The following is a 21,673-nucleotide window of genomic DNA, read 5'->3' on the forward strand; positions in this document are numbered from 1 at the left end:
AAGACCAATGTGCAGTTCCTTATCCTTAGAAAGGAGGTGATCCAGCCGCACCTTCCGATACGGCTACCTTGTTACGACTTCACCCCAATCATCTATCCCACCTTAGGCGGCTGGCTCCTAAAAGGTTACCTCACCGACTTCGGGTGTTACAAACTCTCGTGGTGTGACGGGCGGTGTGTACAAGGCCCGGGAACGTATTCACCGCGGCGTGCTGATCCGCGATTACTAGCGATTCCGACTTCATGTAGGCGAGTTGCAGCCTACAATCCGAACTGAGACTGGCTTTAAGAGATTAGCTTGCCGTCACCGGCTTGCGACTCGTTGTACCAGCCATTGTAGCACGTGTGTAGCCCAGGTCATAAGGGGCATGATGATTTGACGTCATCCCCACCTTCCTCCGGTTTATTACCGGCAGTCTCGCTAGAGTGCCCAACTGAATGATGGCAACTAACAATAGGGGTTGCGCTCGTTGCGGGACTTAACCCAACATCTCACGACACGAGCTGACGACAACCATGCACCACCTGTCACCTCTGTCCCGAAGGAAAACTCTATCTCTAGAGCGGTCAGAGGGATGTCAAGACCTGGTAAGGTTCTTCGCGTTGCTTCGAATTAAACCACATGCTCCACCGCTTGTGCGGGCCCCCGTCAATTCCTTTGAGTTTCAACCTTGCGGTCGTACTCCCCAGGCGGAGTGCTTAATGCGTTAGCTGCGGCACTAAACCCCGGAAAGGGTCTAACACCTAGCACTCATCGTTTACGGCGTGGACTACCAGGGTATCTAATCCTGTTTGCTCCCCACGCTTTCGAGCCTCAGCGTCAGTTACAAGCCAGAGAGCCGCTTTCGCCACCGGTGTTCCTCCATATATCTACGCATTTCACCGCTACACATGGAATTCCACTCTCCCCTCTTGCACTCAAGTTAAACAGTTTCCAAAGCGTACTATGGTTAAGCCACAGCCTTTAACTTCAGACTTATCTAACCGCCTGCGCTCGCTTTACGCCCAATAAATCCGGACAACGCTCGGGACCTACGTATTACCGCGGCTGCTGGCACGTAGTTAGCCGTCCCTTTCTGGTAAGATACCGTCACAGTGTGAACTTTCCACTCTCACACTCGTTCTTCTCTTACAACAGAGCTTTACGATCCGAAAACCTTCTTCACTCACGCGGCGTTGCTCGGTCAGACTTCCGTCCATTGCCGAAGATTCCCTACTGCTGCCTCCCGTAGGAGTCTGGGCCGTGTCTCAGTCCCAGTGTGGCCGATCACCCTCTCAGGTCGGCTATGTATCGTTGCCTTGGTGAGCCGTTACCTCACCAACTAGCTAATACAACGCAGGTCCATCTGGTAGTGATGCAATTGCACCTTTTAAGCAAATGTCATGCAACATCTACTCTTATGCGGTATTAGCTATCGTTTCCAATAGTTATCCCCCGCTACCAGGCAGGTTACCTACGCGTTACTCACCCGTTCGCAACTCATCCAGAAGAGCAAGCTCCTCCTTCAGCGTTCTACTTGCATGTATTAGGCACGCCGCCAGCGTTCGTCCTGAGCCAGGATCAAACTCTCATTAAAAGTTTGAGTTCTCACTCATTTCTGTCACTGACAGATTTATTGTTTTTTCATTGTTCAGTACTATAACCTCAGTTATAGTGCCCTGCACATTGGTTCGTCTTGTTCAGTTTTCAAAGGTCTTTGTCACTCAATTGCTCTCGAGCGACAACTATATTAGTATATCACAGCTACCTGCCTCTGTCAACAGATTTTTTAAACTTTTTTCAAGTTTTTTTAACCGCAATACACCATAGTCCGTACGGGATTCGAACCCGTGTTACCGCCGTGAAAAGGCGGTGTCTTAACCCCTTGACCAACGGACCTTGAGCTTTTCAACTCTTTCTATTATACCTACTTTTTTACCTTTGTCAAGGACTTTTTTCAGTGAAGTTGATTTTTTCTTTTCTTCACTAACTTAACCACTGCTTCTGTCCGTGCAGTGTGGGGAAACATATCGACCGACTGGATATACTGGAGGTCATAGACTTTTACTAATTTAACTAAATCTCGCGCCAAGGTCGAAACATTGCAGGATACATAGACCATTTTTTCTGGAACATAGGTCAGAATAGTATCCAACAGCTTATCATCTAAGCCTGTACGAGGAGGGTCGACTATCAGGGCATTTGCTCGGTAGCCTTCTTGATACCAGCGTGGAATAATCTCTTCTGCTGTTCCCGCCTCATAATGGGTATTGTCAAATCCCATTTTTTTAGCATTTCGCTTGGCATCTTCAATAGCTTCCGGAATAATATCCATTCCTCTGAGACTCTTGACCTTATTTGCGAAGGCAAATCCGATTGTCCCAACACCGCAATACGCATCGATCAGATGATCCTCTTTGCTGACATCCAGAGCCTTAACTGCTTCACTATAGAGAATTTCTGTCTGCTCCGGATTAAGCTGATAAAAAGCTCGGGGCGAGAGAGAAAACTCATAGTCCAGTACTCCTTCTTGAATACTCTCTTGGCCCCAGATAATTTCCGTCTTTTCACCATAGATTTCACTTGTTTTTGCTGTATTTGTATTGACAGCAACCGTGACAACTTCTGGAAAATCATTGACTAAGTCTTTGACCAGTTGATTTAAATTAAGCTGGCGATTTGTGACAATGATAATCTGAACTTGCCCCGTTTTTCTTGCTCTGCGTACCATGATGGTGCGAACACCGAGCGTTTTTCTCTCATCTGTAATTGGAATTTGGTGGTAAGTAAGAAGTTCAGCTAGGCGATTCGCTATCACTTGGGTTTCCTTATCTTGTACCAAGCAGTCTTTTAACTCTACGAGGTAATGAGAGTTTTGCGCATACAAACCTGCCTTGACCTGATTGTTGAATTTTCGAGTCTGGAATTGAAGCTTAGCACGGTAGTACTTTGGTTCCTGCATTCCGATAGTTGGACGGATTTCATAGTTTTCATATCCTGCAGGAGCAAATTTTTTCAGGGCTTGGCGGAGCAGATCCGTTTTGAACTCTAACTGTTTATCATAGTGGAGGTGCATAATTTGGCAACCACCACATTCATTATAAATCGTACAAGCCGGTACGACTCGAAATTTAGATTTCTTATTGACCTTTAGCAATTTGGCTTCAACAAAATTACGTTTAATAGAAGTAATCTGACAATAGATATCTTCTCCTTTGAGAGCGCCTGGCACAAAAACGAGGGTTTTCTGATAGAAACCGATTCCCTCACCATTGATGCCCATCCGCTTGATTTTTAAAGGTATTTTTTGTTTGACTTTCAGATTCATACCCCTATCTTATCACATTTTAGGGTATAATAGAACTATGAAAATCACAAAACTTGAAAAGAAAAAACGTCTCTACTTGATGGAGTTAGATGGACAGCAAACCTCTTATATCACGGAAGATACCATCGTCCGTTTTATGTTGTCTCGAGATAAGGTCATTAGCAAAGAGGAACTTATCGAGATTCAGGGCTTTGCTCAGTTTTCGTATGGTAAGAATCTCGCCCTCTACCATTTATCCTTCAAGGCTCGTACTGAAAAGGAAGTGCGAGAGTATCTGAAAAAGTATGATATTGAAGAAAAAATCATTAGTCAAGTTATCGCTAGTCTTAAAGATGATAACTGGATAAATGATCGTCAGTATGCCTGCTCTATCATCAACGCCAATCAACTTTCTGGAGATAAGGGACCTTATGTGCTAGCTCAAAAACTGTCTCAAAAAGGGATTGCCAAATCAACTATTGAAGAGGTTTTAAAGGATTTTGATTTTTCAGAGGTTGCTCAACGTGTTTCAGAAAAACTGCTTAAAAAATACAATGGAAAGCTTCCTGCTCGTGCCTTGCAGGATAAGATTATTCAAAACTTGACGAACAAAGGCTTCTCCTATTCTGATGCTAAAAATGCTTTTGATGACTTGGATAGTCAAGTCGACCAAGAAACGACTCAAGAGCTTATTTTTAAAGAACTGGATAAACAATATTCTAAATATGCTCGTAAATATGAAGGTTACGAACTAAAGCAACGTTTAACTCAGGTCCTAGCTAGAAAAGGCTATGATTTTTCGGATATAGCAAGCGCTCTCAGAGAATATCTTTAACATTTTCGTGTAAAATTCAAAAAAATTAGACCGATTTATGATATAATAGTAAACGATAAACTTATAAATTGTAGAAAGTTGGTTAGTTATGAAACTTCCAAAAGAAGGCGACTTTATTACAATTCAAAGTTATAAGCATGATGGGAGTCTTCACCGTACTTGGCGAGACACCATGGTACTAAAAACAACAGAGAACGCCATTATCGGCGTCAACGACCACACACTTGTTACCGAAAGTGACGGTCGTCGTTGGGTGACTCGAGAACCGGCTATTGTTTACTTTCACAAAAAATATTGGTTTAATATTATTGCCATGATTCGCGATAATGGGATTTCCTACTATTGCAATATGGCCAGCCCCTACTATCTAGATGAGGAAGCCCTGAAATACATTGATTATGATTTGGATGTCAAGGTCTTCACTGATGGTGAAAAGCGTCTCTTGGACGTTGAAGAGTATGAGCGCCATAAACGCAAAATGAAGTATTCTGATGATTTAGACTATATTTTGAAAGAGCATGTTAAAATCCTTGTTGATTGGATCAACAATGGACGCGGTCCTTTCTCAGAGGCCTATGTCAACATTTGGTACAAACGCTACATAGAACTAAAGAATCGGTAAAGTTGTCAAACCGGGGTGAGAGCCCTGGTTTTTTATTTGAAAAACCCAGCCTGGAAGCTGGGTTAATTTCTATATATCTAATTTAGTAACAGTAAACTTGATGTGGGAATAGTCTTTTTCAACATCCTTATCCAACAAGAAAGCCGTGGCATCCTTCTTAACCTGAACAAGATCAATGTTCTGGGCTTGAGCTGCATAGACACATCCACAATAACATTGACGATAAATATCATACTCCTCGCACATCTCCACCGAACGCTTGTAACCTTGGTTTTTCTTGAAATCACTTGGGAGATAGTGGGTTGTATAAATCTTTTGCACATCAATTCCGATGCTGTTGATGGTTTGAGAATTCTTATGGGGACTGATGGTCAAGGCTGAACCAAAGTAGTCAAATCCCAAATCCATAGCCACTTGCGCTGTTTTGTCCAGACGGTAATCAAAGCACACCTTGCAACGGTCGCCACCTTCGGGTTCTTCTTCAAGTCCTCTGACTAGCTTTCGGTATTCATTTGGTTCGTAGGGAGCTTCAAGATACTGAACCGTATTTCCCGTTCGCTCATTGAAATCACTGACAAATTTTTTGGTGACATAAGCCCGCTTGTGGTATTCTGCCTTAGGATGGATATTGGAATTGGCAAAATAGATTGTCACATCAGCGTATTTGGTCAGGTACTCGAGGGTGTAGGTGCTACAAGGAGCACAGCAAACATGCATGAGAATAGTGGGACGTTGCTCATTTTTTTCCCAAACCTGAACCATTTTCTGCATGACACGGTCATAATTAATCTTCTGATTGGGATTCATCTTGCTCAGAATTTCTTCTACATCAATCATGTTCTACTCCTTTTACTAGTCTTATTTTATCACATAAGTTAGGGGAGCTCAAATCTATTTTATAAAAAGGAAGCGATAAAAGGAGGGATGCTCATTCCCTCCTTTTGTGTTTTTTATGATTTGCTTAGTATTAACAGCTTACATCATTCCACCCATCATGCTTGGATCCATGGCTGGAGCTGGGGTTACTAGTTCTGGTTTATTGGCTACAACTGCTTCTGTTGTCAAAATCAAGCTGGCTACAGATGCTGCATTTTGAAGGGCAGAACGGCTAACCTTAACTGGGTCGATGATTCCTTGATCAATCATATTAACCCACTCGCTAGTTGCTGCGTTGAACCCTGTACCAACTTCAGCATTCTTCAAGCGATCGATGACGATAGACCCTTCAAATCCTGCATTGTGGGCGATTTGACGAACAGGTTCTTCCAAGGCACGGAGAACGATATTGCGTCCTGTCGCTTCATCTCCTGTCAATTCCAAGGCAGCAACAGCTGGAATGACATTGGCAAGAGCCGTTCCACCACCAGCAACGATTCCTTCTTCAACGGCTGCACGAGTAGCGTTGAGGGCATCTTCAATGCGGAGTTTCATTTCTTTCAACTCCGTTTCAGTTGCTGCTCCGACCTTGATAACAGCGACACCACCTGATAATTTAGCCAAGCGTTCTTGGAGTTTTTCACGGTCGAATTCTGAAGTTGTAGTTTCGATTTGTGACTTGATAACAGCAACACGGTGGGAAATGGCTTCAGGGTTACCCGCACCTTCTACAATAACCGTGCTGTCTTTGTCAACAGTCACTCTAGCAGCTTGACCAAGCGCTTCAATGGTCGCGTCTTTCAACTCAAGACCAAGATCTTCTGTGATGACGGTTCCACCTGTCAAGATGGCGATATCTTCCAGCATAGCTTTACGACGGTCACCAAAGCCAGGGGCTTTAACTGCCACCACATTGAAGGTTCCACGAATCTTGTTTAATACAAGAGTTGGAAGAGCCTCACCATCCACATCATCTGCAATAATCAAGAGTGGACGATTGCTTTGAAGAATGCTTTCAAGGAGTGGCAAGATTTCTTGGATATTGGAAATCTTCTTGTCTGTAATCAAGATGTATGGATTTTCAAGGTCAGCCACCATTTTTTCACTATCTGTCACCATGTACTGTGAAAGGTAACCACGGTCAAACTGCATTCCTTCTACCACTTCAAGTTCTGTTTCCATACCACGTGACTCTTCAATGGTGATAACACCGTCTTTCCCAACTTTTTCCATGGCTTCAGAAATGTATTCGCCGACTTTTTCAGAACGAGAAGACACCGCAGCAACCTGAGCGATGGCTTCCTTATTGGCAACAGGGATGGCATTGTTTTTCAAGGCTTCTACAGCTGCGGCAACTGCTGCTTCAATCCCACGACGAATGCCGATTGGATTAGCACCTGCAGTAACGTTTTTGATTCCTTCGCGGACAATCGCTTGAGTCAAAACAGTTGCAGTTGTCGTTCCGTCACCTGCAATATCATTTGTTTTTGAAGCTACTTCTGATACCAATTTGGCACCCATATTTTCAAAATGGTCTTCTAATTCAATTTCTTTGGCAATAGTAACACCGTCATTGGTAATCAATGGTGAGCCAAATGATTTTTCAAGAACGACATTACGACCCTTTGGTCCTAAGGTTACTTTAACTGTGTCCGCTAGGATATCGACACCACGGACCATCGCTGAACGAGCATCAGATGAAAATTTAATTTCTTTTGACATACTTACTTTCTCCTTCTATTCTTCAATGATTGCCAAGATGTTGGCTTCGCCTACGATAATGTACTTTTCATCGCCATCTTTGACATCAATACCTGCATGAGCTTCAACTAAGACACGGTCCCCAGGCTTAACGCTTGGAGCAACCAAGTCACCGTTCAAGGTACGAACACCTTGTCCAGTAGCTACAACTTGGGCTGTTTTTGTTTTTTCTTGGGCTGAGCCTGCAAGGACAAAGCCTCCAACAGTTTGTTCTTTTTCTTCGATTTTCAAGACCACACGGTCTCCCAATGGTTTCAACATTTGCTTTCCTCCATAATGAGATAGATATTGTTAGCACTCTTTATACCCGAGTGCTAATCCATAGTTCTATTGTATCACTTGGTCAGAAATAGTCAAGAAAAAAGTCTGACTTTGGCAAGATAAAAAGCCTGAGATCAAGTCAGGCTTCTCAATGCTTAAAATGGCAATTCTTCCTCTTCCAAGACCAAATCTGCCAAATCCTGTCCAGCATTATTTTCACGCATAGCACGTTGGGCGCGACTTTCCAAAAGTTGGAATCCTGTGGCAAGGACTTCAGTCACATAGTTCATCTGGCCATTTTTCTCAAAGCGACGGGTACGAAGTTCTCCATCCACAGAGATAAGACTACCTTTAGTTGCGTAGCTTGCCAAGGTTTCAGCCAATTTCCCCCAAAGAACAAGATTGACAAAGTCAGCTTCACGTTCCCCGTTTTGGTCTTTGTAACGACGGTTCACAGCGATAGTTGCTCTCGCCACTGACTTGTCGTTGTTTGTTTTGTGCAATTCTGGTGTAGACGTCAAACGCCCGATCATGATAACTTTATTATACATATTTTCTTCCTCCTACTTATCTATTCGCAGGGAATCAAAAAAAGTTACAGAAATTTGTAACTTTTCGAAGAAATTTTTTATTTTTTATGAACCATGAAACCTGTCGCTTGTTGATTGGCCATAATGGTCATATCTGTAATCTGCACACGACGAGGCTGACTGGTCACATAGACCACTGTATCTGCAATATCCTGAGCTTGCAAGGCCTCAATTCCCTGATAGACGGTGGCAGCACGCTCTTTGTCACCATGAAAACGAACTGTAGAGAAATCTGTTTCGACAATCCCTGGTTGAATGGTGGTCACCTTGATATCTGTTGCAATGGTATCAATTCGCAGACCATCTGAAAAAGTCTTAACTGCTGCCTTGGTGGCTGAGTAAACAGCTGCCCCAGCATAGGCATAGATTCCTGCGGTCGATCCCATGTTGATAATATGTCCCTGATTCGCTTTTACCATTGCTGGCAAGAAACAGCGAGTGACTGCCATCAACCCCTTGACATTGGTATCCAACATGGTCAGCATATCCAACTCTTCATAGTCTTGATAGGGAGCCAAACCAAGAGCTAGTCCAGCGTTATTGACCAATATATCAATCTGCCCTATCGTTTCCAAAATATCGGAGCAGACAGTCTTGACCATGGTCATATCCGTGACATCCAGTGGAAAGGTCCAAACGGTTTGATTTGGAAACGTTTCTGCAAACTCTGACTTGAGGGCCTCTAGTCTGTCTGTCCGTCGCCCTGTTAGAACGACATTCTCTCCCTGCTCCAGATAAGCACGCGCAATCGCTTCACCGATTCCTGAGGTCGCTCCTGTAATCACTACATTTTTCGCCATCTTATCCCCCTCTATCTGGTCTATCAAATACCGACAATTTCCTAGGCCGTCCAGTGTTTGGCTGGGTCAAATGGAGTTCCGACAACTTGTTCTTCTGATAATTCAATAACCCCACGTTTTTGCGGAGCATTTGGCAAATGCAACTCACGAGGGCTGCACATCATGCCAAAACTCTTTTCACCGCGAAGTTCGCCTGGGAAAATGAGATTGCCTTTTGGCATCATCGCTCCAGGAAGAGCTACAATGGTTTTCAACCCAACACGCGCATTGGGAGCCCCTGCAACGATTTGCACTGTCTTATCACTTGCGACTGCAACTTGGCAGATGTTGAGGTGGTCACTATCTGGATGGGCTACCATCTCGACAATTTCACCAACAACAAACTTAGGTTCCTTGTCATTGACAATTTCTTCTGTAAATCCTTCCGCCTGCAATTCTTGGTTCAAACGAGCGACTTGCTCATCTGTCAAAAAGACTTGACCGCGCTCTGCAATTTCAAACAAACTTGAAACTTCGAAAATATTCCAAGCTACTGTTTCTCCATTTTCTTTGAGGAAAACACGGGCTACCTTGCCTTTGCGCTCCACGTCCAGTTTGGCATCGCCGCTATTTTTCACGATGACCATAAGGACATCGCCGACATGCTCTTTATTATATGTAAAAATCATTCTTTCCTTTTCTCCTATTTCAGTCCTGCTAAAAAGTCGTTAATTTCTTCCTTGCTTTTACGGTCGCGATTGACAAATCGCCCGATTTCCTTGTCCTTTTCTAGCACAACAAGGCTAGGAATCCCGTAAACATCCCAGAGTTTAGCCAGATCCATGTACTGGTCTCGATCCACTCGAATAAAGGTGAATTCTGGATTGGTCTCCTCAATTTCTGGCAAGGCAGGATAGATATAACGACAATCGCCACACCAGTCCGCCACAAAAAGGAAAACCTTCTTGCCATCTTGCTCGACAAAACCTGCAAGCTCTTCTATACTATTGGGAGTTATCATAAGACTTCCTCCTCATAGACTAGGTCTTCATTTTCATAGACAAAGGTATAATGACGGCCATCCTCGAAAATGACTCCTCCGACAAGTCGCTCTAGGCTACTTTCGTAGACTTGAACATAGAGAGTCGCAATCTCACCCATATCTGAGAAAAGTTCGCGCACGATAGCGGTCAACTCTTCTTGCGTCTTCATCAGTTTGTAGTTATCTGCTGCTTTTTTAGCCCCCAAAGCAAGGGCACTTAGACCAGCCACAGTCAAGCCAGTCATCCATAATTTCTTAGCTTTCATACCTTTCATTGTAACACAAAAAAGGTTCTAGGACAAATGAGGAAGTAGCAGAAAAACAAGTAAAAATCCTCTTCCCTCAGTGAGAAAGGGGACTTCTAATTCTTATCGGCAAGCATCTGAGTTAGCAAAGCTTTCCTGAATGGATTAAAAAACCTCTGAGATTGTTCTCAAAGGTTCTGATTTTACTAATTGCTGTTCTCAACTGCTGCAGTGACAAAGGCAGTGTAGAGTTCTTCTGGACGGTTTGGACGGCTGGAAAGTTCAGGGTGATACTGACAAGCCACAAAGAATTTATTTTCAGGAATTTCCACAATTTCTACCAATCGATTGTCAGGAGAAACTCCTGAAAAGACAAAGCCTGCTGCCTCAAATTGTTCACGGAAGGCATTGTTAAACTCATAACGGTGACGGTGACGGCGTTGTACCACTTCTTGATTGTGATAAGCAGCTGCTGCCTTAGAACCACGTTTCAACTTAGATGGATAAAGTCCCAAACGAAGGGTTCCACCCATATCCTCAACATCAACCTGGTCACGCATGATATCAATGATAGGGTATTTTGTATCAGGATCAAGTTCTGCAGAATTGGCACCTTCAAGCCCTAAAACATGACGAGCAAACTCGATACAAGTCAACTGCATTCCCAAGCAGACACCCAACATTGGGACATCATTCTCACGCGCATAGCGGATCGCTTGGATTTTCCCTTCCGTACCACGTTGACCAAAACCACCTGGTACGATGATTCCGTCCGCATCCGACAAGAGCTCCGCCACATTCTCTGCTGTCACATCATTGGCATTGATCCAATTAATCTTCACTTCTGCGTCGTTGGCATACCCAGAGTGTTTCAAGGCTTCGACCACAGAGATGTAGGCATCTTGCAACTCCACATACTTACCAACGAGGGAAATCTTGACCTGTTTCTTGAGGTTCATGACCTTGTCCACCATGGCTGACCACTCTGTCATATCCGCTGTTGGTGCATCTAGTTTCAAATGGTCACAGACAATTTGGTCCATGCCTTGCGCCTGCAAGTTTAATGGAATTTGGTAAAGATGTTCGACATTCAAAGACTCGATAACAGCTTCTGGTGCTACGTCACAGAACTGGGCTAGTTTGTTTTTAATTCCTTGACCAGCTGGTTTCTCGGTGCGAATGACCAACATATTTGGCTGGATTCCCAATCCTCGCAATTCTTTTACTGAATGCTGAGTCGGCTTGGTCTTCATCTCACCAGCAGCCTTTAGATAAGGAAGTAAGGTTGTGTGGATATACATAACATTATCTGCACCCACATCTGCCTTCATCTGACGAAGCGCCTCTAAGAATGGCAAGGACTCGATATCTCCAACGGTTCCACCAACCTCTGTGATAATGACGTCAGAGTCTGTCGTTACAGCAGCACGCTTGATTTTTTCCTTCAAAGCATCTGTGATATGAGGAATGACTTGGACAGTTGCCCCAAGGTATTCTCCATGTCGTTCCTTACGAAGAACTTCACTGTAAATTTTACCAGTTGTCACGTTGGAATATTTGTTGAGATTGATATCGATGAACCGTTCATAGTGACCCAAGTCCAAATCGGTCTCAGCCCCATCATCTGTCACAAAGACTTCCCCATGCTGGTAAGGACTCATGGTTCCCGGATCGATATTGATATAAGGGTCAAACTTCTGAATAGTCACCTTTAGACCACGATTTTTCAAGAGACGACCCAGACTTGCTGCCACAATCCCTTTCCCAATAGACGATACCACACCACCAGTTACAAAAATATATTTCGTAGACATAGATTCCTCTTTCTAAAATGCTCAAGGTCTTGTTAACTACGAGGGGAGATAGAAAACAAGACCCTTATGAATAACTATAATTCAAGAAAAACTTCCTGAAAAAACAAAAATAGCTCCCTAGTAACTAGGGAGCCCCGACCTCTAAAAGAGGTGCCCGAACAATATGATACCTTAAAGCAGAACATTTGTCAACCCGAATTGGTAAAACATAAAAAAAGAAGATTGTTTTCAGAAAACCAAAAAAGGACAGCATCCAAACAGAGGACCCGCTTAAACACTCTACCCAAGCAAGAAAAAAGGAGATCAGGCGATCTCCTCTGTGAAGTCTTTTACTCTTCTTCACTCGTTTCAGCATCATCGTCAGAAAACTCGTCGTCTTCTTCGTTGAGATCCACGTCTTCTCCCAAGTCATCAGGAGCGATTTCGTTGATTTCCGCATCGTAGGCTTCCACTTCATTTTTCTCATCATCTGGATTTTCATCATCATATGAAAGAGCTGGGTCTGCTTCGTACGCATCTTCGTCTTCTGGATCATCTGCATTGTAATCAATGGCATCTGAATCGCCATCCATGAAGGCATTGACACGTTTTTTCTTAGCTTTTGGTGCTACTTCATCGTCATCACTTTCTTCAAGAGCGATGATTTCTTCGTCGATTTCGTCTACACCATACCATGAACGAAGGCCCCATTTGTTGTCCCCAAGTGAGATGAAGCTACCGTCAAAGTTCAACTCTGTGTAGAACAAAGGCAAAGCTTCGCGGATATCGCTGTTTGATGTTCCAAGGTAGTTTTGAATTTCGTTTACAAGATCACTAAAATGCATCTCATGATCGCGACCACGAAGTTCCAAGATAGCACGCGCTACCTCAATCATAGATAGTTCACTTTTTTCTTGCCCAGCAAATACTTCTAATTCCAAAGCGTTTCTCCTCATTTTTACTACTATCGCCAGAGCAGACAGACTCTGACCTCATTTTATCATGTACTCTTTATTGTACGATAATTTTGCGGAATAGTCAAAGGTTAAATGGGAGAAAGTGGCAAGACTTTTATTTCTTTGCGACCCAACCGATGGCATCGTGAGGGGGAGATGTAGGAACAAATTGACTGAGTTTACTGTGTAGTAGGCTGATTTCTAAAAAATTATTGTTCCAATAGACTTTCCTGTATATCGATAAGTTTATCTGCATCAAATTCACTATATTTAAATATCGATGCGATAATAATCTGATTGTATCTAAAATCTGTATTCAAAATATTAAACATGTCCTCAATATTCTTTTGATCAACCTCTCTCCCGCTAGGAGAATCAAGCACTATTGGGAGGGTAATCCCTAAGTATTTTTGAATTTCCGTTATATATGCCATTTTATAGCAAAATACTAATTTATGTAACACCGTTCCACTTAGGGATTTCAAATCTGAGGTAAATACAAAATTTTTATCTATATTCAAATATTCTTCAACACCTAACTTTGTAGCAAATTTTAAAATGTTATCAAAAAGATTTTGATTAGTATCATCACGTAAAGAGATTTTTATATAATTTTCAAGTTCTTTCTTTCGTTGCTTTAACCTTCGAATTTCATCCTCAATAATTTCTCTGGGTGCCACTATAAGTTGTAAACGTTGCTCAAATAATTTAATGGGATTCTCAACTCTGACAAGGTATTGAGAATTTTCAATTTCTTGTTTGAGTTCAATTTCTCTTTTGGATAATTTATCAATTTCTTGATTTAAATGAAATATTCGTAAATCAATTATTTTTTGTATATCATCAAAACCTAAAATGTTATCTCTACTTAGTTCAACTATTTCCCCTGTCGAGCATCGCACACTCAATCCCAGACTCTCAATATATGAAAGATAGCCTTCATTTTTTGTAGCAAGTTCTTTCAAAGTTGATAATTTTTTTAATAACTCATTTTTATTACTCCTAACAATCAAAATGTCTTTTTCTATATCTGAGCTCTTATTGCTTTGAAAATTACTTTGTTCCATTAGGTTAAAATTCTCACTCTGAAATAATACAATTTTTTGTAGTTCTTTAAGTCGCTTTAATTCAGATGTTATTTTTTCTACTTCTATTTTTAAATTAGCTATATCTTTTTCTGATATGCCCTCTATTAAAGTTTCAACCTTAAATTTTATTCCTCCAATGACTGTCCCTCTATTTAGTAATGTCCACCCCTTATCTTGATCTAAATATATACACCCTAGAAGACTTTCTAGAACATTAATATTATTAGTTTCAAATACTTTACCCAAAATATAATATAAATCTCTTGGCAATTCTAAGTTTTCTCTGACACCTTCTATTTCAAGCGAAATATTATTATCTCTGCGACTTAAAATAATCTCTTTTTCAGTTTCAAGGACTAGTTTAGTTTGTAATTTTGAAAATCTAATTTTTTTCGTAGACGGTATTGGATATCCCATTGCATAAAATAATAAGCGTAACAATGTTGATTTTCCCACGCTATTGATATCACTATGAATTTCTGTTTTTTCACCAAACTCAAATAATTTTGATTCATATCCATTAATAACCTTTAATAACTTAAATTTCATATACTTAACCCCTTTTTGACACTGTTTATGTCTGAATATGAAGATAGGATTTGAAACAATATCACTTTTGTTAAATCATCTAAAAAATCGTTAGATATTACATCTTCCAAACTTAAAATGTCATCCTTATATTTACTGTAGTATTCATTGATGAAACTAATCTCGGTATCTCTTCTTGTAGTACAACTAATAGAAAACCTATTGTATTCAGATATTACTGATGTAATAAGCTCAAAATCTAATGACTTCTTAAAAATTAACTCTGAAAAATCCGTTTTTAAACGTTCTTCACTAATTTGAGGAATATCAAAAATTTCATATACAGTATTCTCCTCAATATTAATACTGTAAAGAATAATCAACCAACCAAATTCTTGTATAGTTAAATCAACTCTTTTAGAAGCATTATTTTTAAATTCATTTTGTAAATAAGCAAAAATTCTATTTGCCTTGTAACCTTTCAGTCCAATACCATTTAAACAATTGATTACTTTCTCTTTAATAAATCGATAACGAGTCTCATCATCATCTTCAGAAAATTCAACTTTTAAAATAAAAAGTTTCTCTTTTAATTTATTTTTATCAAATATAACTTCAGATTTATCAATAATAGAATCGATTTTCTTTTGATGGCCATCGGGGAGATTTTTATAGCTTCTCTTGACTCTATTACCTTCGAATAAATTATTTTTTTTATTTGCTCTTATAGGTATTTCAATATTATTTCCATAAATCACTTCACTATATTCCTCATTAACTTTACTTACAGCATTAATTAGAGAATTAATTGCATTAGTCAAATGTTGAGTAGTTGTAGATTTTGAATAAGGATTTTCTTGTGATTTGGCTTGTATATAGATCGGCTCTTTATTGCGAAAGTAAATTTCAATATCCTCTGTGGCACCCTCTACCTTAAATTTTTCAACTTGTCTAAGATCTTGGTCCATCACCAAATATAATGCTAGATTGTATTGAAAATCCCATCCAAATGCAGAAGCTGTGGCATTTGTATCCTTATTCCTATCAGTCATTAAAAATCGTCCCTCTAAAATATTCTTAATCATTATTATACCAAAAAACACGGTTTAAAACCGTGTTTTGATAGATTAATATTATTTTTTCAAAGCATTGATAATGTTTCTCGTAAGTCTTTTACCAGCACCTTGATTTCTGGGATGAGTCCGTAGATATGCGTGAACTTTAGTACCAGTATCGGAACGAGTATAGCCATTTGTATTGACAATTTTATTTTGTAATATTTTCTTTAAAATTCCCATTTTGCTTACCCTATAATTTTCAAATTAGTTTCTTCATCTCATCAATACGTGCGACTGTTGCGTCGTACTTCGCTTGGTAGTCGGCTTGTTTGTCGCGTTCTTTTTGGACAACTTCTGGTTTGGCATTGGCTACGAAGCGTTCGTTAGAGAGTTTCTTGCCGACCATATCCAGTTCTTTTTGCCATTTAGCGAGTTCCTTGTCGAGGCGAGCTAGTTCTTCTTCGACATTGAGGAGGTCTGCCAGTGGCAAGTAGATTTCTGCTCCTGTAATGACGCTTGACATAGCCAGTTCGGGTGCAGAAATGTTTGAAGCGATTTCCAAGTGTTCTGGATTTGTGAAGCGTTTGATGTAGTTGATATTGCTGTTAAAGAAGGCTTCCAAGTCGCTATCGCTTGTCTTAACAAGGATAGTGATTGGCTTGCTTGGCGCTACGTTTACTTCCGCACGCGCATTACGAACGGCACGAATCAAGTCTTTGAGGCTTTCGACACCAGTGTGAGCTGCAAGGTCTTCAAAGGCTGGGTTGACAGTTGGGTATTCCGCTGTAACGATAGAGCCTTCTGAAATTTGTCCAAAGATTTCCTCTGTCACGAATGGCATGATTGGGTGAAGGAGACGAAGGATCTTGTCCAAAGTGTAAAGGAGAACAGAACGTGTGATGACTTTCTCTTCTTCATTATCGCTATAAAGGACTTCCTTGGTCAACTCAACGTACCAGTCCGCAAACTCATCCCAGATGAAGTTGTAGAGGATATGACCAGCTACACCAAATTCAAACTTATCAAAGTTTTCAGTGACTTTGCCGATCGTTTCATTGAGGTTGTGGAGAATCCAGCGGTCTGTGACATTTCCAGCTTCCTTGTTGACAACTTTTTCCACATTGTCCGTTGCTTGCTCGAGAGTCAAACCTTCATTGTTCATGAGGATGTAGCGAGAGATGTTCCAGATCTTGTTAATGAAGTTCCATGAAGCATCCATTTTCTCGTAAGAGAAGCGCACGTCTTGACCAGGAGCTGAGCCGTTTGACAAGAACCAACGAAGGGCATCGGCACCGTATTTCTCGATGACGTCCATCGGGTCAATCCCGTTACCCAGAGATTTAGACATCTTGCGTCCTTGCTCATCACGAATGAGACCGTGGATTAGGACATTTTGGAATGGCTGACGGCCAGTGAATTCCAAAGATTGGAAGATCATACGAGACACCCAGAAGAATATGATGTCGTAACCTGTTACCAAGGTTGAAGTTGGGAAGTAACGTTTGAAGTCTTCTGAGTCAACATCAGGCCAGCCCATGGTTGAGAATGGCCAAAGAGCCGAACTGAACCAAGTGTCCAAGACGTCTTCGTCCTGAGTCCATCCATCACCTTCTGGAGCTTCCTCGCCGACATATATTTCACCCTCAGCATTGTACCAAGCAGGGATTTGGTGACCCCACCAGAGCTGACGTGAGATGACCCAGTCGTGGACATTTTCCATCCATTGGAGGAAGGTATCGTTGAAACGAGGGGGGTAGAATTCTACCTTATCATCAGTATCTTGGTTGGCAATGGCATTTTTAGCCAATTGGTCCATTTTTACGAACCACTGCGTAGACAAGCGTGGCTCCACCACGACACCTGTACGCTCTGAGTGACCAACACTGTGAACACGTTTTTCGATTTTAACGAGGGCACCGATTTCTTCCAACTTAGCAACGACTGCCTTACGAGCTTCAAAACGGTCCATGCCGGCAAATTCGAAGGCCAAGTCATTCATGGTTCCGTCCTCGTTCATGACGTTAACTTGTGGCAAGTTATGACGTTGACCAACCAAGAAGTCGTTTGGATCGTGGGCAGGTGTGATTTTCACGACACCAGTACCAAACTCAGGGTCTGCGTGCTCGTCCCCAACGATTGGAATCAATTTATTAGCGATTGGAAGGATGACGTTTTTACCAATCAAGTCCTTGTAGCGTGGGTCTTCTGGATTGACCGCAACCGCAACGTCCCCAAACATAGTTTCAGGACGAGTTGTCGCAACTTCAAGGGCGCGTGAGCCATCTTCCAGCATGTAATTCATATGGTAGAAGGCACCTTCGACATCCTTGTGAATCACCTCGATATCAGAAAGTGCTGTGCGAGCTGCTGGATCCCAGTTGATGATGAACTCACCGCGGTAGATCCAGCCTTTCTTGTAAAGGTCCACAAAGACCTTGCGAACGGCTTTTGACAAACCTTCGTCAAGAGTGAAACGCTCACGAGAGTAGTCTACAGAGAGCCCCATCTTGCCCCATTGTTCCTTGATGGTAGTGGCATATTCGTCTTTCCATTCCCAGACTTTCTCGAGGAATTTCTCACGACCGAGGTCATAACGGCTAATGCCCTCACCACGCAAGCGCTCCTCAACCTTAGCTTGAGTCGCAATACCCGCGTGGTCCATCCCTGGAAGCCAAAGCGTATCAAAACCTTGCATACGTTTTTGACGGATGATGATATCCTGCAAAGTCGTATCCCAAGCGTGACCAAGGTGGAGTTTACCAGTTACGTTTGGTGGTGGAATCACGATAGAGTAAGGCTTAGCCTTTTTATCGCCTGAAGGCTTGAAAACATCGGCATCAAGCCATTTTTGGTAACGACCAGCCTCAACCTCGGCTGGATTGTATTTAGGTGAAAGTTCTTTAGACATGTGTTTGTCCTTTCTAGTTAATTTCTAAGCTACTTTGATAAGAATCTAAAATGTCAATAGTATCTCTTATAATAGGGCTCTGTGTGGCTTTGTAAAGAGATTTATTCCCAATAATATAAAACTCTTCTTTAGCTCTAGTCGCTGCAACGTTTAAAATATTGGGTTCAGAGACAGCCCAGCGAGCAGCCCCCTCACTCATATTATCTGCTCCAAGCACAAAATATACAATCTTATTTTCTTTTCCTTGGAAAGTATGTACCGTCCCTACATTTATAGGTTTTCCATTCTCCCGCTTTGTGAAACCGATTTTATCTAGTTCTTTTGCTAGTTGAACCGATACATTTTTAAAAGGAGTAATGACATAAATATCATCAAATTCCTCATGTCTTTTCTGCAACTCTTCTTTCAAATAATCAGCTTGCTCAGGAACAAATTTATCCTTAGCACCTCCACCAACGTCAAACCATTCTCCCAGACCTCGAGCTTCTTCCTTTCCTTGAACCATTAAATTATCATAAGAAATTTTATTGGAAATACTGAACATCGGATCACTAGAACGACGATGAACCCAGAGAGGAAGTCCTATCCATGTCCCATCTTGTTTTTTAAAACCATATCTACTAGCAGAATCCATCAATTCTTGCGTTGATGACACAAGATATTTAGAGGCTATCTTGTGGTGCTGTGCTAAAAATCCTAAAATATTTTTATCCATAGTCTGTACTGGTTGTATTTGAGAAGGATCCCCAACAGCCATAATATGCTTACTTCTAAAAATAGCCCCCACACTTGCTTGAGGTAATGCCTGACCCGCTTCATCAATAAATACATTACCGATACTATTTTCAGGCAAACACCGAAACATGGAATTAAAGCTTGCAAAAGTTGTACTAATAACTGGAACAGTGAAATTGACCCAATTCCACGCAGCTTTATATAAATCACTAGCATTATCTCTCATTGAATAGTTTTGAGGCTTCTCCCAAATCCATAATGCTTTTTCAAAATGCTTTTTATTGTCATATATAAATTGCTTCCTAACTGCCAGTGCTTTAATAAACAAACGACTCTGCTCTTCTCGATAGTCATCATCAAACCAAAAATTTGATACTTGTAGTTCTTCATATGGAACAGAAAAATTCAACTTTTTAACAGGGTATGTAGCAAGTTCCGATTGTAATTTCAAAATTTTTTCCTGATGACGAATTAATTTATCTTCTTGTTTAGATTTCCATTCATTATACCTCTGTTGCCTTTGACTCAATTGATTTAATTCAAGTTCATGCATTTTTATCTCTTTTTGCAAACCGTGGCAATATTGACTTTCATCATGTACTTTCTTCAGTTCTGCTTTTAGACTTTCATTCGCTTGATTCAATCTCGTAAAATAAGTATCTAATTTCGATGGTGTGAAAAGTCTTTTTAACCATAAGAAACGTGGAGCTTGTAATTTTATCAACTCAACATCTTGTGCTGCTATCTGTTTGTTAACATTTAACATAGAAATAAGACGCTCATGCTCAAACAGCTCAGATTCTATTTCCTTTTTACTATTTTCTAATTGAATATGTTTATCCCGTATTTTAGATAGTTCTGATCGTCTTTGGGCATCATCCTGATGAAACTCTATCTCAACCTGTTGGTAAGCATTTTTCAATTTTACATGCAATCGAATCTTATCTGCTATATCTTGCATCTTTTCTCTTTTATCAAATAGCTTCTGATATTGAATTTTAAACTCTTCGTATACTGATGGATTCGATTGAAATTTATCCGAATTCAACTCTTGTCGTATTGCTTTTAAAACATTTTGCAGACGGTCTCTATTCTGTTTTTTTCCACCTTCTATCGAAAACAATCCCCAATATTTTTTGTCGTTAGAAACATCTTCATCTTCTAACAATAAATCATTACTGATTTCAGCAAAGTAATCAATTTTCTTTAATTCATCTAACCAATTTAATTTCTGATAAATTTCTTTTCTTTGGGGTAATTCATTAACAATATTTTTAACAGCACCATTATTAGAACTTGCAACTACGATTCCTTTTTCTGCAATTTCTTTTGGTAATTTTGCAATAAGATCTAGTTTGTCATGACAAACTAGATTCCCTTTAAGCTTAGGAGCCGATAATTCACTAATAATTCTCGCCTGTTCCGTTACCAGATCTGCAAAAATATCTTTTAAAAGTGTCGTTTTACCAGTCCCCGGAGGACCATTGACACTTCTCACATCTTCATCCGCATTCGAAGCTAAATTTACAGCTACTTGTTGCATCATGGAAAGAGCATATTCAGGGTTACTAGGAAATCTTCCTAATGGATAATTTTTCGGTTCAAGTATAGTTTCTAAATCTTTGGGATTAAAATAGGATGATTCTTTATTGCCGTCCAAATTAACCCTTACAGAATCGAATCCTGATAAATAACGATTGAGATTTTCATTATAAATTGATTTTGCATATTTCAAATCCTTTAGAAAAAATGAATGTAAATTTATTTCGTCAGCAAAATTCTTAACAAAATAATATCTGCAATCACTTGGTGAAATCTCATACTTTTTGAGAAGTTTACTAAAAACTTCATTGAACTCTCCATCAAGAAACGCCTGACCTAACTGTTCTCGAAGCTCATTTTCTGCTATTAAGAAATCTTTAGGCAATTCCCCATTTTTGAAAATTTGCCCACTCATGGTAAAAAAAAACTTATCAGCTAAGAACTTCAAATCTTTATCAAAGTATAGAGCAAAAGTAAATTTATAAGAAGCTCTTCCCAATTCTTCCTCCGTCGCCTTTAAATTGTATTTGCCTCTTAACACTTCAATAATTTTTCGAAAAGGGAAAATTCCACAATAAACAGCAATCCCTGAACTGGATTTTAATTTTTGACGTTTAAAAAAATCTTTTAATATTGATTGATAATCATCACCTTGAAAAATCTTATACTTAGAATCACTTTTTTCAATATTCCCTTCTGATAATTGTTCTACTGTAATCCAAGCATCTAATATTTGATTATGACTACTTCTCATCATGTCTCCCTTAA

The 21,673-nt window shown here is 40.5% G+C and carries 17 protein-coding genes, 1 tRNA gene and 1 rRNA gene; 2 read left to right on the top strand and 17 right to left on the bottom strand.

Going from position 1 to position 21,673, the window contains the following annotated elements; all coding sequences use genetic code 11:
• Nucleotides 1–29 precede the first annotated feature (29 nt).
• The 3 genes from E7Y33_RS08700 to rlmD all read right to left on the bottom strand — a co-directional run bounded on the left by E7Y33_RS08700 (nt 30) and on the right by rlmD (nt 3,307).
• Nucleotides 30–1,576, bottom strand: a 16S ribosomal RNA gene (locus E7Y33_RS08700).
• A gap of 230 nt (nt 1,577–1,806) precedes the next feature.
• Nucleotides 1,807–1,878: transfer RNA gene (locus E7Y33_RS08710), tRNA-Glu, on the bottom strand.
• Between the two features lie 58 nt (nt 1,879–1,936).
• Nucleotides 1,937–3,307, bottom strand: coding sequence for a 23S rRNA (uracil(1939)-C(5))-methyltransferase RlmD (gene rlmD, locus E7Y33_RS08715; RefSeq protein ID WP_139690246.1), 1,371 nt, complete (start codon nt 3,305–3,307; stop codon nt 1,937–1,939).
• Between the two features lie 37 nt (nt 3,308–3,344).
• On the opposite strand from rlmD, the gene recX reads away from it, so the two are divergent.
• The gene (gene recX / locus E7Y33_RS08720; RefSeq protein WP_139690247.1) at nt 3,345–4,121 is read left to right on the top strand and encodes a recombination regulator RecX; all 777 of its coding nucleotides are present in this window, start codon (nt 3,345–3,347) and stop codon (nt 4,119–4,121) included.
• A gap of 88 nt (nt 4,122–4,209) precedes the next feature.
• Nucleotides 4,210–4,743, top strand: coding sequence for a nucleoside tri-diphosphate phosphatase (ntdP, locus tag E7Y33_RS08725; protein WP_000775318.1), 534 nt, complete (start codon nt 4,210–4,212; stop codon nt 4,741–4,743).
• 69 nt (nt 4,744–4,812) lie between these two features.
• On the opposite strand, the gene E7Y33_RS08730 is transcribed toward ntdP, so the two are convergent.
• The 14 genes from E7Y33_RS08730 to E7Y33_RS08795 all read right to left on the bottom strand — a co-directional run bounded on the left by E7Y33_RS08730 (nt 4,813) and on the right by E7Y33_RS08795 (nt 21,659).
• A complete protein-coding gene (locus E7Y33_RS08730) occupies nt 4,813–5,580 on the bottom strand; it encodes an epoxyqueuosine reductase QueH (protein ID WP_000567567.1) in 768 nt (255 codons plus the stop codon).
• A gap of 138 nt (nt 5,581–5,718) precedes the next feature.
• The gene (gene groL, locus E7Y33_RS08735) at nt 5,719–7,341 is read right to left on the bottom strand and encodes a chaperonin GroEL (RefSeq protein ID WP_139690248.1); all 1,623 of its coding nucleotides are present in this window, start codon (nt 7,339–7,341) and stop codon (nt 5,719–5,721) included.
• Nucleotides 7,342–7,356: 15 nt separating this feature from the next.
• Nucleotides 7,357–7,641, bottom strand: coding sequence for a co-chaperone GroES (gene groES / locus E7Y33_RS08740; RefSeq protein ID WP_000917326.1), 285 nt, complete (start codon nt 7,639–7,641; stop codon nt 7,357–7,359).
• Between the two features lie 155 nt (nt 7,642–7,796).
• Entirely contained in the window at nt 7,797–8,192 is a 396-nt protein-coding gene (locus E7Y33_RS08745) for a single-stranded DNA-binding protein (protein ID WP_000282459.1), read from the bottom strand.
• Between the two features lie 77 nt (nt 8,193–8,269).
• The gene (locus E7Y33_RS08750; protein WP_061588756.1) at nt 8,270–9,031 is read right to left on the bottom strand and encodes an SDR family NAD(P)-dependent oxidoreductase; all 762 of its coding nucleotides are present in this window, start codon (nt 9,029–9,031) and stop codon (nt 8,270–8,272) included.
• A gap of 41 nt (nt 9,032–9,072) precedes the next feature.
• Nucleotides 9,073–9,699, bottom strand: coding sequence for a YtpR family tRNA-binding protein (ytpR, locus tag E7Y33_RS08755; protein ID WP_139690249.1), 627 nt, complete (start codon nt 9,697–9,699; stop codon nt 9,073–9,075).
• 14 nt (nt 9,700–9,713) lie between these two features.
• Nucleotides 9,714–10,031: a thioredoxin family protein gene (locus E7Y33_RS08760; protein ID WP_139690250.1), complete on the bottom strand. Its 318-nt coding sequence runs from the start codon at nt 10,029–10,031 to the stop codon at nt 9,714–9,716.
• Nucleotides 10,028–10,327, bottom strand: coding sequence for a DUF4651 domain-containing protein (locus E7Y33_RS08765; protein WP_139690251.1), 300 nt, complete (start codon nt 10,325–10,327; stop codon nt 10,028–10,030). Before E7Y33_RS08765 ends, E7Y33_RS08760 begins: the two co-directional genes overlap by 4 nt.
• A 176-nt stretch (nt 10,328–10,503) precedes the next feature.
• Nucleotides 10,504–12,111, bottom strand: coding sequence for a CTP synthase (locus tag E7Y33_RS08770; RefSeq protein WP_139690252.1), 1,608 nt, complete (start codon nt 12,109–12,111; stop codon nt 10,504–10,506).
• A 329-nt stretch (nt 12,112–12,440) separates the two neighbouring features.
• Nucleotides 12,441–13,031 carry a DNA-directed RNA polymerase subunit delta gene (rpoE, locus tag E7Y33_RS08775; RefSeq protein ID WP_000418415.1) on the bottom strand — a complete coding sequence of 197 codons (591 nt, stop codon included), beginning with the start codon at nt 13,029–13,031 and terminating at the stop codon, nt 12,441–12,443.
• A 224-nt stretch (nt 13,032–13,255) separates the two neighbouring features.
• Nucleotides 13,256–14,683: a hypothetical protein gene (locus E7Y33_RS08780; RefSeq protein ID WP_139690253.1), complete on the bottom strand. Its 1,428-nt coding sequence runs from the start codon at nt 14,681–14,683 to the stop codon at nt 13,256–13,258.
• Nucleotides 14,680–15,747, bottom strand: coding sequence for a hypothetical protein (locus tag E7Y33_RS08785; protein WP_139690254.1), 1,068 nt, complete (start codon nt 15,745–15,747; stop codon nt 14,680–14,682). Before E7Y33_RS08785 ends, E7Y33_RS08780 begins: the two co-directional genes overlap by 4 nt.
• Nucleotides 15,748–15,979: 232 nt before the next feature.
• A complete protein-coding gene (locus tag E7Y33_RS08790; RefSeq protein WP_139690255.1) occupies nt 15,980–18,628 on the bottom strand; it encodes a valine--tRNA ligase in 2,649 nt (882 codons plus the stop codon).
• Nucleotides 18,629–18,641: 13 nt separating this feature from the next.
• Nucleotides 18,642–21,659, bottom strand: a complete 3,018-nt coding sequence (locus E7Y33_RS08795) for a DEAD/DEAH box helicase (protein WP_139690256.1) — start codon at nt 21,657–21,659, stop codon at nt 18,642–18,644.
• Nucleotides 21,660–21,673: the final 14 nt, after the last annotated feature.

It is taken from the genome of Streptococcus oralis, assembly GCF_006175905.1.
GTDB classification, from domain to species: domain Bacteria; phylum Bacillota; class Bacilli; order Lactobacillales; family Streptococcaceae; genus Streptococcus; species Streptococcus oralis_BG.